Below are 14,663 nucleotides of genomic sequence, written 5' to 3' on the forward strand. Positions count from 1 at the left end.
GATGCAGCAATCCGCCGGCACGACCGTGGCCCGCCCGACGGCGGCGTCGGGCGCGCGGCGGGTGGCCATCTGCGGCACCATGCGCCCTTCGGGGAATGCAACGGGGGAACATGATGCGCTCAGCACTTCGGATCGGCCTGGCCTGCGCGGCACTGGCACTGGCAAGCACCGGCGCGGCGGCGGACGACGGCGCCTTTGCCTGGCCACAGGGCCAGCGCGCGGCGGTCAGCCTGTCCTACGACGACACGCTGCCCACGCAGCTGGACGTGGCGATTCCGGCGCTCGACCGGCACGGACTGAAGGGCAGCTTCTACCTGACCCTGGCTGCGGAGCCCATGCGCGAACGGCTCGAGGCATGGCGCGCGGCTGCCCGCAACGGCCACGAGCTGGGCAACCACAGCCTGTTCCACCAGTGCTCGGCGCGGGGGCCGGGGCGCGAGTGGGTGCAGCCGGCGCAGGACCTCGACGCCACCACGGTGGCGCAGATGCGCGCCCAACTGCAGGTCGCCAACACCATGCTGCACGCCATCGACGGCAGCAGCGAGTTCACCTTCACCGCGCCCTGCGGCGACCGCATGGCAAGCGATGGCGATTACATCGCCGAAGTCGGAGATCTCTTCCTCGGCATCAAGATGGTCGGCGGCGCGATCGTGCCGGACATGCGCACCCTCGATCCGTCCGCGGTGCCGGTGACCGCGCCGGTGGACGCGAGCGGCGATGAGCTGATCGCACTGGTCGAGGAGGCGGGCCGGCGCGGCACGATGGTCAACTTCACCTTCCACGGCATCGGCGGCGACCACCTGTCGATCAGTGCGCAGGCGCACGAGCAACTGCTCGATTTCCTCGCCGACAACCGCGAGCTCTACTGGACCGACACCTTCCGCAACCAGATGCGCTGGCTGCGCGAACAGCGCGGCGAGGCGGTCAGTCCGCCGTCGCGCTGACGCCGCGGCCGGTTGCCGCCCACCACAGCCCGCCGTAGAGGTGCTGCAGGTAGGCCGCATCGTCATAGGCCGCCGGCGGATGGCCCAGCGCGGTGACGAACACGCGGCCGCCGTCGTAGGCGTGGTACCAGGCCACCGGGTGCTCGCTGCCCATGCCGCGCGCGACCTGCCCCGGCCAGATGCGGGTCGGGTCGTAGCTGGACTCGTCCACTGACAGCACGGTGTGCAGTCCTTCGACCAGGGGCGCGTCGAACTCGTACCACTCGTCGCTCCAGATCCAGCGCGCGGGCAGGCCGAAGGTGGCCGGGAAGGACGCATCCTCCACCCGCACCGTCGCGGTCTGCACCATCGGATGGATACGGAACGCGCGCCCGATCATGCGCTCGAACCACGGCCAGTCGCCCGGCGGGTTGAAGATCAGCGCGCGATGCACCGCCACCACCCCGCCGCCTGCGCGCACGTAGGCCTCGAGCGCGCCGCGCTGGCCCTTCGCCAGCTCATCGCCGGGCGTGTTGAGCAGCATCACCGCGGCGTACGCGGAGAGGTCCCCATCGAAGGGCGTGGTGTTCCAGCTCCAGTCCAGGTCGAAGCCGTGCTGGCGCGCCATCTGCTCCAGGCGCGGCTTGGCCACCACCGTGTAGTCATGGTGGTAGCGGTTGGGGGCGGCCACCACCAGCACCCGGAACTGGCCCTGTGCCAGCACCGGCGGGGACGGGAGCAGCAGCAGCGCAAGCGCGCACAGCATCAGGATCTTCTTCATGCCCGCATGATAGCCAGCCGCGATACGGTCTTCGCGGCACCTTCGCGGCCGGCTGTGATAGCGCTTCGCCCAATCTGTCCCACCCCGGTTGCGGCCCCCGCGCCATCGTGACCACGCCGGCGACGGCACCGGGAATCACGGACCGGCAGCGCCAGGGGTCGCCGGGCTTCGTCGTCCCGCTCACGTGCGATGCCCCGTTACAATACTGATCCGCATGGAACATCCATGCGCCGCAGCGATCGAAGACTCGCGGCAGACAGGGGGGGATGCAGTGCACGCTGGCAAGCTCCATTGGGTCGTCACGCTCAACCGGCGCAACCGGTCCTTGTTCTTTGCGCTCGGCCTGTTCGTGCTCGGCCCCCACCTGGCCTACCTGCAGGCCGGTCCGCTGATGTGGACGCTGCTGGCGCTGCAGCTGCTGGTCTATCCGCAGCTGGTGTACTGGCGCGCCGCGCGCTCGCCCGATCCGCTGCGCGCGGAGCTGCAGAACCTGCTGCTCGACGGCGTGCTGCTGGGCGCCTGGATCGCGGTCTGGGGCCTGCCGCTGTGGATCAGCTTCACGCTCTTCGTCGGTGTGTGCCTGAACGTGGTGATCTTCATGGGCGTGCCCGGGATGTGGAAGGGCATCGCTTCGCTGGTTGCCGGCGCGGCCGTGGTGGCGCTGGTGAACGGGCTCGAATTCCGGCCGCACACCGAGCTGCACACCTCGCTGCTGTGCATCGTGCTGCTCACCGCCTACCTGCTGTTCTTCGCCAACGACGCCCATCGCCGCGGCATCAAGCTGCGCGACAGCCGCTGGCAGCTCGGCAAGCAGCTGGCCGAGATCACCAGTCTGCAGTCGCAGCTGCAGGAACAGGCCGAGCGCGATCCGCTCACCGGCCTGCACAATCGCCGTTTCCTGGACGATGCACTGGAGCGCGAGCTGGCCAGCTGCACCCAGTCCGGCGTGCCGCTGACCCTGGTGCTGATCGACATCGACCGCTTCAAGCGCATCAACGACACCTACGGCCATCCGGCCGGCGACGAGATGATCCGGCGCCTGGCCGACCTGCTGCGCGAGCGCGTGCGCGACGACGGCCTGATCGCCTGCCGCTACGGCGGCGAGGAGTTCTTGATGCTGCTGCCCGGCACGCCGGTGGCCGAAGCGCTGGACATGGCCGAGGAACTGCGCGCGACCTTCGAGTCGCTGCAGGTGGTTTCAGCGGGCCAGTCGATGTGCACCACGCTGTCGATCGGCGTGGCCGGTTGTCCCGACCACGGCACCCAGGCACAGCCACTGGTGCTGCGCGCCGACCAGGCGCTGTACGAAGCCAAGCTGCGCGGCCGCAACCGCGTGGTGCGTGCGAGCGATGCGCGGGCACCCACCCGCGCGCTCGCCGATCCGGCCTGAGCGCGCCGGCGGCACGTCGACTCAGGGCACCAGCACGGCCCGGCCCCTGACCTTGCCCGCCTGCAGGCGCTCGTAGACCTTGGGCGCGTCTTCCAGCCGGTGGCGTTCGATCAACGGATGGATCGCACCGCTCGCGGCCAGTGCGATCACCTCCATCAGTTCGGTGCGCGTGCCCCAGTACGGCACGCTCACCTGGCAGCCGTACGGCGGCTGGTTGGCCGCGTAGTGCAGCACACCGCCGCCCAGGCCGATGATGCTGATGCGGCTGTCGCGGCCGACGATGCGCGCGGCCAGGTCCACGGTCGGCTGCGCGCCGACGATGTCCAGCACCACGCGCGCGCCGCGCGGCCCGGTGATCTCGCGGATCTGCTCGAACGCCGCATCGGCATCGCCGGTGTTGATGGTATGGCGCACGCCCATCTCGCGCGCATGTGCGAGCTTGTCGTCGTCCAGGTCGCAGGCGATCACCTCCGCCGCGCAGGTGGCCTGCAGCAGCTGCACCGCCATGTGGCCGAGGCCACCGATGCCGATCACCACCACGTGCACGTCGGGCGTGAGCATCGGCAGCGCCTGCTTGATCGCGTGGTAGGGCGTGAGCGCGGCATCGCTCAGCGGCGCCGCGTCCACCGGGTCCAGCCCGGACAGCGGCACCAGCAGGCGCGGCGACGGCACCAGCATGTAGTCGGCCATGCCGCCATCGGCACCCAGGCCGCCGCCAAAGGCTGGGATCGATGCGTGGTTTTCGCAGTAGTTTTCCGCCGAACCCTGGCAGGTGCGGCAGCGCCCGCAGCCCCACGGCCCGTACACGGCGACGGGGTCGCCCTCCTTCCAGCCTTCCACGCCGCTGCCGAGCGCGGCGATCCAGCCGGCATTCTCGTGGCCAAGGGTGAACGGCCCCTCGAAGCCGAGGCCCTGTTCGAGCACATGCAGGTCGGAATGGCAGACGCCGGCGCCGCCGATCTTCAGCAGGATCTCGCCCGCTGCGGGACGCGGTTCGGGCAGGTCGACGACCTCGGCGGGCCTGCCGGGGGCAATGAAGCGGACGGCCTTCATGGCGGCTCCAGTTGGAAGGGGCCGTCCACTATGGACCCGGCATGCACAACCTGCCGTCACCTGGCCCGCTCCAACCTCCCGATGGTTGCATCTGCATCGACGCTGCGCTGCAGCGGGAGCGATGCGTGGCCGGGCCGCATACTCGTGCGGCGATCGTCGCGAGGCGTTTGCCGACATCTTTCCGGGGAATCCTGCATGAAAATCCGTCTGGCGGCCGTATTGGGCCTGCTGCTTGCCGCCTGCCAACCCAATGCGGACATCGCGCCCGCCGCGGACGTTGCATCCGCCGACGTACAGCGCGCGCCGGTCGTCGACGCCACGCACATCGACGCGGTACTGCAGGAGATCGTCGAGGAAGGCCGCGCCGTCGGCGTGTCGGCGCTGGTGCACGAGCGCGGACGCGAGGTCTATTTCGGCGCCTTCGGCATGGCCGACCGGGAGGCCGGGCGACCGATGGCGCGCGACACACTGGCGCAGGTGTATTCGATGACCAAGCCGGTCACCGGCGTGGTGCTGATGTCGCTGCACGAGGAGGGCCTGTTCGATCTGGACGAGCCACTGTCGACCTATCTTCCCGAGTACGCCGCGGTGCAGGTGCATGCTGGCGAGGATGCGAACGGCAAGCCGATCCTGGTCGCGCCGGAGCGGCCGATCCTGGTGCGCGACATCCTGCGCCATACCGCCGGTTTCGCCGCGTCGTTCGAGGACGACACGCCGGCGCGGCTGTTCCGCGAGGCGGGCGTGGATTCGCGCGACATCAGCCTGGCCCAGATGTCCGCGCGCCTTGCCGCGCTGCCGCTGGCCTACCAGCCCGGCACGCGCTGGCTGTACGGAATTTCAGTCGACGTGCAGGCGCGGCTGGCCGAAGTGCTGGCCGGCAAGCCCTACGCGCAGCTGGTGCGCGAGCGCGTGCTTGAGCCGCTGCGCATGGGCGAGACGAGCTATCACGTCGCGGAAGATCGGCGCGGACGCATGGCGGCGATGTACGAGTACGCCGACGGCGGGTTCACCCGCCTGCCCGACTCGCCCGCGCTCGACAACGCCTACCGGGAATGGACCCTGGCCGCACCCGGCGGCTACGGACTGGTCTCGACCCTCGACGACTACATGCGCTTTGGCCGCATGCTGCTCGACGGCGGCAGCTTCGACGGCGCGCGCGTGCTGGACGCGGACACGGTTGCGCTGATGGCCACCGACATGCTGCCGGCGGAGGTCAGCGACCGTTCGTGGCTGCCGGGCAAGGGCCAGGTCGGCTTCGGGATCGATTTCGCGGTGCGGCACTCGCCCCCGGCCAATGCCGAAGAGGCTTCGGGGGCGGTCGGCGAGTTCTTCTGGGACGGCTATGCCAACACGCTGTTCTGGGTGGATCCGGCGAACGACATCGTCGCGGTGCTGTTCACGCAATCCATCCCGCCCGGCGGCACCGACCTGCACAAGCGCTTCCGCGACGCCGTCTACCACCGGAGTCCTACGGCGTCCGCCGCGGGCAAGGCAACGGCTGCACCGTAGCGGCGTTGCCAGTGCGACGCGCAGCCTGTCGATTCGCGGAGCGGCTGCACTTAACGCGACGGTCGTGCTTTTTTCACGCGTTCCTTCGACGGCGTCGTTAGCGTTGATGCTGCCCCGACCCACGGAGGATCAGGCATGACGCAGACGCTTTACGCGCAGGACGAAGCCGGCAACCGGCACAAGGTGATCCAGCGCCTCGAGGGTCCGGAACAGGGCAAGGACGATCCGGACCATGGTGCGGCGCGGATTGTCTACACGCTCGCCGACGGCACGCCGGTGCGGCGGGTGGACAACGACACCTTCCAGGTCGGCAGCACGGGCGCCTATATCTCGGTGGTGCAAGACTGAGGGGCGAAGCGATCGGCCCAGCTCGCAATCGCGCGGCCTGGCGCATCTTCGCCTGGCTCTGCCCGTCCAGGCAGCCTCAGATCGTGATCGCCTGGCTCAGTTCCCGCCAGGTCGGCGGCAGCGGCCAGTCCGCATCGAGGTTTCCTTCCAGCACGCGACGCAGGTCGCGCCGGTCGAGCTGTGGCGCCACGCCGTGCAGCAGCGCCAGGGCGTACTCGCGCAGCACGCGGCCGCGCGGGATCACGGCCCAGGTGATGCACTCGGGAATCTCGGCCGGCGCCTCGAGGATGCGCAGGTCGTCGTCCTCGCGCGGCCCCACCGCCATTTCCGCCAGCAGGCCGGCGCCGAGGCCGGCGCGCACGTAGGTCTTGATCAGGTTGGCATCGCGCGCGGTCATCGCAATCTGCGGCTCGACCCCGGCGGCGGTGAAGGCGCGGCGCATCGAGGAATCGCCGCGCGTCGAGGATTCGTAGCTGATCAGCGGATGCCGCGCGAGTTCGGCCAGCGTCGGCGCGCGCTGCAGCTCGGCCAGCGGGTGCGCCAGCGGCACCAGCAGCACGCGCCGCCAGCGGTACAGCGGCACCGGCAGCCCGCCGGGCGGGGTGCCGCCAGCGGTGCTGATCAAGGCCAGGTCGGCGCCATCGTGCAGGTGCTGCAGGACCTCGGCGTCGCTGGCGGCCTGCAGGTCGACGTCCACGCGCGGGAACTCGCGGCGGATCGCCGCGATCACCGGCGGCAGCACGTAGCGCGCCTGGGTGTGGGTGGTGGCCAGCAGCAGGCGGCCGCTGTACTCGCCGCGCTCGTTGGCGGCATAGCTGCGGATGTTGCCCGCCTCGGCCAGGATCCGGCGTGCGTGCTCGAGCACGCGCTCGCCGGCCGGGGCGATCGAGTCCAGGCTGCGGCCGCGGCGCACGAACAGCTGGAAGCCCAGCTCGTCCTCGAGCTGCTTGAGCTGCTTGGACAGGCCCGGCTGGGTGGCGTGCACGCGTTCGGCGGCAAGCGTGATGTTGAGCCCTGAATCGGCGATCGCGACCAGGTAGCGCAGCTGGGTAAGGGTCATGGCGCGAGTCCGCGCGGCGCTGGTTTCCGCCGCAACTTCATCCTTTCATCATGATGGAAAGATGGAAGGCCGGATCATAGCCGCGCCCATGCGGGCTGTCCACGCCGCGCCGGCAGTCGCTTATGCCCTGCCGGAATAAGCGCAGCACCCGTCGCCATTTCCTCAGGCGCCCCGGCAGTCGCTAGCGTCGCCAGCTCACAAGCCCGCTTTCCGTGCCGATGCCCGACTCATCCTCCACCGCCAGGCTGTTCCCCCTGTTCGCCGACCTGCGCGGCCGCCGGGTGCTGGTCGTGGGCGGCGGCGCAGTGGCGGTCCGCAAGGTCGAGGCCCTGCACGACACCGGCGCGCTGGTGCGGGTGGGCGCCCCGGCGCTGGAGCCGGCGCTGGCGGCGCAGGCCCTCGACGGGCGCATCGAACATCTTGCGGGCGTGTTCGAAGCGGCCTGGCTGGATGGCGCCTGGCTGGCCATCGCCGCGACCGACGATGCCGAGGTGAATCGCGCGGTCGCCGAAGCCGGTGAAGCACGTGGCATCTGGGTGAACGTGGTCGATGACTCGGCGCTGGCGCGCGTGCACCTGCCGGCACGGGTCGAGCGCGGCCCGCTGCAGATCGCGATTTCCAGCGGCGGCGGCGCGCCGATGCTGGCGCGGCTGGTGCGCGAGCGGCTGGAAACCCAGTTCGATGAATCCTTCGGCACGCTGGCCGGGCTGCTGGCGCGGCACCGCCAGCGCATCGTCGCGCGCTGGCCGGACCTGGCCGCGCGCCGCCGCGGCTTCGAACGCCTGCTGTCGGGCCCGCTGCAGGGCCTGCTGCGCAGGCGCCGGCATATCGAGGCGGAGCGGCTGCTCGACTCGTTGCTGAAGCCAGCCGCCAATGCAGGCGGCAAGCCCGAGCCGGGTTCGCCGCTGGACCCGGGGCAGCGGGGACAGGTGGCGCTGGTCGGCGCCGGCCCAGGCGATGCCGGCCTGCTGACGCTGCGCGCGCTGCGCCTGCTCAACGAGGCCGACGTGATCCTCTACGACCGCCTGGTCAGCGCCGAAGTGCTGGACCTGGCGCGACGCGATGCCGAGCGCATCGAGGTCGGCAAGCGCGCCGGGCACCACTCGGTGCCGCAGGACGGCATCAACGCGCTGCTGGTCGAGCACGCGTCCGCGGGCAGGCGCGTGGTCCGGCTCAAGGGCGGCGACCCGTTCGTGTTCGGCCGCGGCGGCGAGGAGCTGGAGGCGCTGCGCGCGGCCGGCATCGACTACGAGGTGGTGCCCGGCATCACCGCCGCGGCCGCCTGCGCCGCCTATGCCGGCATCCCGCTGACCCACCGCGACCACGCGCAGTCGGTGCGCCTGGTCACCGCCCACGCCAAGGACGGGAACGACACGCTCGACTGGCCTGCGCTGGCGCAGGAGCGGCAGACGCTGGCGTTCTACATGGGCGTGTCGCGGCTCGACACCGTGCAGGCGCAGCTGATCGCGCACGGACGCGCGCCGGACACGCCGTTCGCCCTGATCGAGAACGGCACGCGCCCGCAGCAACGCGTGGTCAACGGGCGCCTAACCGATTTGTCACACCTCGCCAGGCACCACGCCGTACAGTCGCCTGCGCTGTTGATCGTCGGCGAAGTCGCCGGGCTGGCGGGTGCCCTGCACTGGTTCGGCGCCGCTCCGCTCGGCACGCCCGACGTCCCGCTCGCGGACGCTGCCTGACCGTTCCACTCACGACAACGAGGCACACACCATGGCCATCTACGACAGCATCCTCGACACCATCGGCGATACCCCGATCGTCAGGCTGCACCGCATCGCGCCCAAGCACGTCACGCTGTACGCCAAGGTCGAATCATTCAATCCCGGCGGCTCGGTCAAGGATCGCCTCGCGATCGGGATCGTGCTCGATGCCGAGCAGCGCGGCGTGCTCAAGCCCGGCGACACCATCGTCGAAGCGACCTCCGGCAACACCGGCGTGGCGCTGGCGCAGGTGGCGGCAGCACGCGGCTACCGCTTCGTGGCGGTGATGACCGAGACGTTCTCGATCGAGCGCCGCAAGCTGATGCGCGCCTACGGCGCCAAGGTGATCCTCACCTCGGCCGCCGAGCGCGGCACCGGCATGGTGAAAAAGGCGAAGGAACTGGCAGACAGGCATGGCTGGTTCCTTGCCTCGCAGTTCACCAACCCGGCCAACCCGGCCTACCACCGCCAGACCACGGCAGCCGAGATCCTGCGCGACTTCGCCGGGCGGCGCCTGGACTATTTCGTCAGCGGCTGGGGCACGGGCGGCACGCTGACGGGCGTGGGCGAGGTGCTCAAGGTCGCGCGCCCGGAAGTGAAGATCATCGCCACCGAACCGGTCGGGGCCTCGCTGCTCGGCGGCAAGGAGTGGGCGCCGCACAAGATCCAGGGCTGGACCCCGGACTTCCTGCCCGAAGTGCTCAGCCGCACCGTGCACGACGAGCTGCTGCCGGTGACCGACGACGAAGCGCTGGACACCGCGCGCCGGCTTGCCACCGAGGAAGGCGTGTTCGTCGGCATCTCCTCCGGCGCCACCGTGGCCGCCGCGCTCAAGGTCGCTGCCAATGCGCCGGAAGGCTCGGTCCTGCTGGCGACCCTGCCCGACACCGGTGAGCGCTACTTCTCCACGCCGCTGTTCGCCGGGGTCAACGAAGGCTCCGACGACGAGTGGCTGGCCGGCGTCGAAGGCGCGCGCGACGCCGCCTGACACCCACCCAGCACGGGCATCGCCACGATGAGTCGATTCCCCACTCCACCCCTTGACCCGGTTCCCCCCGTCGCCGCCGATCGCGGCGACGGCTACCGGATCAGCGATGCCGAACGCGCCGTGCTCGACGCCGTCCGCGACCTGTCCTACGGCCAGGTCGAGGTGGTCGTGCACTCCTCGCGGATCGTGCAGATCACGCGCAGCCAGAAGCTGCGGCTCGGCGATTGATGCCGCAGCCGCTGTTCCTGCCACCTCCCTTCCACCGTGCCGACCGGACGACCGGAGGCGCTTCCCCAGCGACACCCGAGGAAACGCCATGCGCTTGTCCAGACCATCCCCACCTACAAGACACCTGTTGCCGCGCCGCACCGCCCTCGCGCTGAGCCTGGCGCTGCTGTCGTCCGCGGTATTGGCGCAGGAAACCGCGCCCACGCCCGAGCAGATCGCCGAACGTCTGCGCATCGTCGAGCGCAGGCTCGGCATCGCGCCGGCCGATAGCCCCGCGCATCCTGAACTGGCCGAACTCGAGCGCCGCCTGCGCGCAATCGAAACCGGGCTCGACGAGCGCGACCGCCAGGCCACCGCCGTGGCGGCCGCGCCGCCGCCGGCCGCGAAGCCGCCCGCCCCGGAGATCACGCTGTCCACCGACAAGGGCGCCTCGATCCGCAGCGCCGACGGCAAGGCCCAGCTCAAGCTCGGCGTGCTGGCGCAGGGCGACGGCCGCTTCTTCATCGGCGACGACGCGATCGCGCACAACGACACCTTCCTCTGGCGCGTGCTGCGGCCGACGCTGGAGGGCAGCTGGGGCGATCTGGTCGGCTTCCGCCTCACCCCCGAGTTCGCCGGCGACAGCGCCAGCATCGTCGATGCCTGGGTCGACCTGAAGTTCAGCCCGGCCGCCACGCTGCGACTGGGCAAGTCGACCCTGCCGGTCGGCCTGGAGCGGCTGCAGAGCAGCAGCGCGCTGGGCTTCGTCGAGCGCGGCCTGCCCTCTGAGATCGCGCCCAATCGCGACATCGGCGTGCAGCTGCAGGGCAGCGTGGCCGACTCGAAGCTGGGTTACGTGCTTGGCGTCTACAACGGCGCGGTGGACGGCCGCGACAGTCCCACAACCAACCCTGACAACGACTTCGAAGTCGCCGGCCGCCTGTTCTTCGAACCCTGGAAGGATGGCGACGGCGCACTGTCGGGGCTGGGCTTCGGCATCGGCGCCAGCACGGGCGACAAGCACGGCAGCGGCAACAATTTCCTGCCGCGCTACCGCACGCCCGGGCAGGCGACCTTTTTCGGCTACCGCGCCAGCGCAGCCGCCGATGGCACGCACGCGCGCTGGTCGCCGCAGGCCTACTGGTACGCAGGGCCGGTTGGGCTGCTGGGCGAGTACATCCGCTCCAGCCAGGACGTGCTGGACACTGCCACGGGCGCGCGCGCCGCGCTCGACCACAGCGCCTGGCAGCTGCTCGGCAGCTGGGTGCTGACCGGCGAGAAGGCCGCCTATCGCGGCGTCAAACCCAACCACCCCTTCGCCCCGGGTGACGACGGCTGGGGCGCGTTCGAACTGATCACGCGCTACGGGCGGCTGGACATCGACGATGCGGCCTTCCCGCTGTATGCCGATCCCGGCAGCGCGGCCAGCCGGGCCACGGCCTGGACCGTCGGCCTGAACTGGTACCTCAACAACAACCTCAAGCTGGTGGCCAACTACGCGCAGGCGGACTTCGATGGCGGCGCCGCGGGCGGCGACCGCGAAGACGAGAAGACCTTCTTCACCCGCGCCCAGTTCTCCTTCTGACCCCTTTCCGGATGATCCCCATGCACACAACCGCCAAGCGCATCCTCGGTGCCGTGGTCCTCGGCCTTGCCACCCTGGCCGGGTCGGCAAGCGCACAGGATGTCGAACTGCTCAACGTGTCCTACGACCCCACCCGCGAGCTCTACTCCGAGTTCAACACCGCCTTTGCCGCCAAATGGAAGGCCGATACCGGCCAGACCCTGATCGTGCGCGCCTCGCACGGCGGCTCGGGCAAGCAGGCGCGCTCGGTGATCGACGGCCTGGAAGCCGACGTCGTCACGCTCGCGCTGTCGGCCGACATCGACGCGATCGCCAACAACACCGACCTGCTGGCCAAGGACTGGCAGGCGCGCCTGCCCAACAACAGCTCGCCCTACACCTCGACCATCGTGTTCCTGGTGCGCAAGGGCAACCCGAAGCAGGTCGTCGACTGGGGCGACCTCGCCAAGCCCGGGATCGCCGTGATCACGCCCAACCCCAAGACCTCGGGCGGCGCGCGCTGGAACTACCTGGCCGCCTGGGCCTGGGCTTCGCGCGAGTACCGCAAGGGCGACCAGGTGGTGGATTACCTGAAGAAGCTCTTCGCCAACGTGCCGGTGCTGGACACCGGCGCGCGCGGCTCGACCACCACCTTCGTCGAGCGCGGCATGGGCGACGTGCTGCTGGCCTGGGAAAACGAGGCGCTGCTGGCCCTGGCCGATGGCGACACGGCGGCGAAGTTCGAGATCGTCTATCCCAGCCTCAGCATCAAGGCCGAGCCCCCCGTCGCGGTGGTTGACGGCAACGTCGCCCGCCGCGGCACGCAGAAGCTGGCCGAGGCCTACCTGCAGCACCTGTACAGCGCCGATGGCCAGCGCATCGCGGCGAAGCACCACTATCGCCCGTCGCGCCCGGACCTGGTGCCGGCCAGCGCCACCGCCCACTTCAGGCCGATCCCGCTGGTGACCATCGACGAGGCGTTCGGCGGATGGGCCAAGGCGCAGCAGCTGCACTTCGGCGACGGTGGCTTCTTCGACCGGATCTACCAGCCGCAGTGATGCACAAGCTGTCATCTCGAACGAAGTGAGAGATCCCCGGCAACAGCAGATCCCTCGCTGCGCTAGCAGGGCTTTCGACCGGTCCGACCCGAGATTGTCCCGCAATCCTTAAATTGTCATCTCGAACGAAGTGAGAGATCTCCCCCGGGAACTTTGCCACCCTCCGCCTCCCGGCCGCCAATCCGCAGCCACGCAAACCACACCGCCCACAGCCGGACCCATGAGCACCCTCGCACTCCCCTCCCTCCCGCGTCCGCGCTGGCGACGTCCCCTCCCCGGCTTCGGACTGAGCCTGGGCCTGGGCATGTCCTGGCTGGGCGTCGTGGTGCTGCTGCCGCTGGCGGCGCTGACCTTCCGCGCCGCAGGCCTGGGCAGCGCCGGCTGGCTGCGCGCGATCCAGGACCCGCGCGTGCAGGCGGCGCTGAAGGTGAGCTTCGGCACCGCCTTCGTCGCCGCGCTGATCGCACTGGTGGTCGGCGCGCTCGTGGCCTGGGTGCTGGTGCGCTACCGCTTCCCCGGCCGGCGCCTGCTCGATGCGCTGGTCGACCTGCCGTTCGCCCTGCCCACTGCGGTGGCCGGCATCGCACTGACCGCGATCTACGCGCCCAACGGCTGGATCGGCCGTTACCTGGAGCCGCTCGGCATCCAGATCGCCTACCAGCTGGCCGGCATCGTCATCGCCATGGTCTTCATCGGCCTGCCGTTCGCGGTGCGCACGGTGCAGCCGATCCTCGAATCGCTTGGCTACGACCAGGAGCAGGCCGCGGCCTCGCTCGGCGCCTCGCGCCTGACCACGCTGCGCCGGGTGGTGCTGCCCGAACTGCTGCCGGCCCTGCTGACCGGATTCTCGCTGGCCTTTGCGCGGGCCCTGGGCGAGTACGGCTCGGTGATCTTCATCGCCGGCAACAAGCCCTACCGGACCGAGATCGCGCCGCTGCTGATCACCATCCGCCTGGAGGAATACGACTACAACGGCGCGATTGCGCTGGCGGCGCTGATGCTGGCGGCCTCGTTCGCCTGCCTGTTGGCGATCAACCTGATCCCGCTGCTGTTCCGGCACGAGCGCAGGAGCCGCCAGGATGGCTAACGTGCATTCCGCGCAGGGGCTGGACACGCCGCCGTGGCTGCGCAGGCTGCTGATCGGCGGCGCGGTGCTGTCGATGCTGCTGCTGGTGGTGCTGCCGCTGCTGATGGTGCTGCTGTCGGCGTTCGGCGAAGGCTTCTCCACCTGGTGGGCGGCGCTGACCACGCCCGACGCGATCGCCGCGCTCAAGCTCACCCTGCTCACCGCCGCGATCGTGATCCCGGTCAACGCCGTGTTCGGCGTGTTCGCGGCCTGGTCGCTGACCCGCTTCGAGTTCGCGGGCAAGCGCGTGCTGCTGGCGCTGGTGGACCTGCCGTTCGCGGTGTCGCCGGTGGTCGCGGGCCTGTGCCTGGTGCTGCTGTTCGGCTCGCAGGGCTGGTTCGCCGAGTTCCTGCGCGAACACGAGATCAGGATCCTGTTCGCGCGCCCGGGCATCGTGCTGGCGACGCTGTTCATCACCTTTCCCTTCGTGGTGCGCGAGCTGGTGCCGCTGATGCAGCAGCAGGGCAGCGAAGAGGAGGTGGTGGCGCGCTCGCTCGGGGCCAACGCCTGGACGATGTTCTTCCGCGTGACCCTGCCCAACATCAAGTGGGGTCTGCTGTACGGCGTGCTGCTGTGCGGCGCGCGCGCGATGGGCGAGTTCGGCGCGGTGTCGGTGGTGTCCGGGCACATCCGCGGCCTGACCAACACCCTGCCGCTGCACATCGAGATCCTCTACAACGAGTTCGACAGCACCGGCGCGTTCGCGGTGTCGTCCCTGCTGGCCGGGCTGGCGCTGGTGACGCTGGTGCTGAAGTTCTGGCTGGAGGCGCGGCATGCGGACGGACTCGCGCAGTCCCGTCGCAGGCACTGAACCAGGCACGCCCGCACCGATGACCCCATCCATTGCCCCGGAAACACCCGCATGCTGCTGATCGATGAAAACCTGCCACAGACCCGCCTGCCGCGCTCGCCGGACGGCGGCGCGCCAGTGCCGG

General features: G+C 70.2%; 14 protein-coding genes. 11 read left to right on the forward strand and 3 right to left on the reverse strand.

Annotation, left to right across the window (positions count from 1 at the left end):
- Positions 1-113: 113 nt before the first annotated feature.
- Positions 114-944 carry a polysaccharide deacetylase family protein gene (locus ACW5DW_RS15870; protein ID WP_457020214.1) on the forward strand — a complete coding sequence of 277 codons (831 nt, stop codon included), beginning with the start codon at positions 114-116 and terminating at the stop codon, positions 942-944.
- Here ACW5DW_RS15870 and ACW5DW_RS15875 read toward each other — a convergent pair.
- A complete protein-coding gene (locus ACW5DW_RS15875) occupies positions 925-1,704 on the reverse strand; it encodes a ThuA domain-containing protein (protein ID WP_457020215.1) in 780 nt (259 codons plus the stop codon). The two genes, ACW5DW_RS15870 and ACW5DW_RS15875, sit on opposite strands and share 20 nt — an antisense overlap.
- Positions 1,705-1,918: 214 nt before the next feature.
- Between ACW5DW_RS15875 and ACW5DW_RS15880 the strand changes: the two genes are divergently transcribed.
- The gene (locus tag ACW5DW_RS15880) at positions 1,919-3,094 is read left to right on the forward strand and encodes a diguanylate cyclase (protein WP_457020217.1); all 1,176 of its coding nucleotides are present in this window, start codon (positions 1,919-1,921) and stop codon (positions 3,092-3,094) included.
- A gap of 21 nt (positions 3,095-3,115) precedes the next feature.
- Here ACW5DW_RS15880 and ACW5DW_RS15885 read toward each other — a convergent pair whose 3' ends face one another.
- Positions 3,116-4,147, reverse strand: a complete 1,032-nt coding sequence (locus tag ACW5DW_RS15885; RefSeq protein ID WP_457020219.1) for an NAD(P)-dependent alcohol dehydrogenase — start codon at positions 4,145-4,147, stop codon at positions 3,116-3,118.
- Between the two features lie 195 nt (positions 4,148-4,342).
- Here ACW5DW_RS15885 and ACW5DW_RS15890 point away from each other — a divergent pair, with 195 nt between their 5' ends.
- Together ACW5DW_RS15890 and ACW5DW_RS15895 are read left to right on the forward strand one after the other, a co-directional pair.
- Positions 4,343-5,656: a serine hydrolase domain-containing protein gene (locus tag ACW5DW_RS15890; RefSeq protein ID WP_457020220.1), complete on the forward strand. Its 1,314-nt coding sequence runs from the start codon at positions 4,343-4,345 to the stop codon at positions 5,654-5,656.
- Positions 5,657-5,791: 135 nt separating this feature from the next.
- The gene (locus ACW5DW_RS15895) at positions 5,792-6,004 is read left to right on the forward strand and encodes a hypothetical protein (RefSeq protein ID WP_457020221.1); all 213 of its coding nucleotides are present in this window, start codon (positions 5,792-5,794) and stop codon (positions 6,002-6,004) included.
- Between the two features lie 76 nt (positions 6,005-6,080).
- On the opposite strand, the gene ACW5DW_RS15900 is transcribed toward ACW5DW_RS15895, so the two are convergent.
- Positions 6,081-7,064: a LysR family transcriptional regulator gene (locus ACW5DW_RS15900; protein ID WP_457020223.1), complete on the reverse strand. Its 984-nt coding sequence runs from the start codon at positions 7,062-7,064 to the stop codon at positions 6,081-6,083.
- 218 nt (positions 7,065-7,282) lie between these two features.
- Between ACW5DW_RS15900 and cysG the strand changes: the two genes are divergently transcribed.
- The 7 genes from cysG to cysW all read left to right on the forward strand — a co-directional run bounded on the left by cysG (position 7,283) and on the right by cysW (position 14,539).
- Positions 7,283-8,764, forward strand: coding sequence for a siroheme synthase CysG (gene cysG, locus ACW5DW_RS15905; RefSeq protein ID WP_457020224.1), 1,482 nt, complete (start codon positions 7,283-7,285; stop codon positions 8,762-8,764).
- Positions 8,765-8,795: 31 nt separating this feature from the next.
- Complete coding sequence (gene cysK, locus ACW5DW_RS15910) at positions 8,796-9,773, forward strand: cysteine synthase A (RefSeq protein ID WP_457020226.1); 978 nt, start codon at positions 8,796-8,798, stop codon at positions 9,771-9,773.
- Between the two features lie 27 nt (positions 9,774-9,800).
- Complete coding sequence (locus ACW5DW_RS15915; protein ID WP_457020227.1) at positions 9,801-10,001, forward strand: DUF2292 domain-containing protein; 201 nt, start codon at positions 9,801-9,803, stop codon at positions 9,999-10,001.
- An 88-nt stretch (positions 10,002-10,089) separates the two neighbouring features.
- Complete coding sequence (locus tag ACW5DW_RS15920) at positions 10,090-11,565, forward strand: OprO/OprP family phosphate-selective porin (RefSeq protein WP_457020229.1); 1,476 nt, start codon at positions 10,090-10,092, stop codon at positions 11,563-11,565.
- A gap of 20 nt (positions 11,566-11,585) precedes the next feature.
- Positions 11,586-12,602 (forward strand): sulfate ABC transporter substrate-binding protein, encoded by a 1,017-nt coding sequence (locus ACW5DW_RS15925; RefSeq protein ID WP_457020230.1) that lies wholly within the window; start codon positions 11,586-11,588, stop codon positions 12,600-12,602.
- 220 nt (positions 12,603-12,822) lie between these two features.
- Positions 12,823-13,689 carry a sulfate ABC transporter permease subunit CysT gene (gene cysT / locus ACW5DW_RS15930; protein WP_457020232.1) on the forward strand — a complete coding sequence of 289 codons (867 nt, stop codon included), beginning with the start codon at positions 12,823-12,825 and terminating at the stop codon, positions 13,687-13,689.
- Positions 13,682-14,539 (forward strand): sulfate ABC transporter permease subunit CysW, encoded by an 858-nt coding sequence (cysW, locus tag ACW5DW_RS15935; protein ID WP_457020235.1) that lies wholly within the window; start codon positions 13,682-13,684, stop codon positions 14,537-14,539. The genes cysT and cysW overlap by 8 nt, the downstream gene beginning before the upstream one ends.
- The last annotated feature ends 124 nt before the right edge of the window (positions 14,540-14,663 follow it).

The organism is Luteimonas sp. A482, from assembly GCF_054072655.1.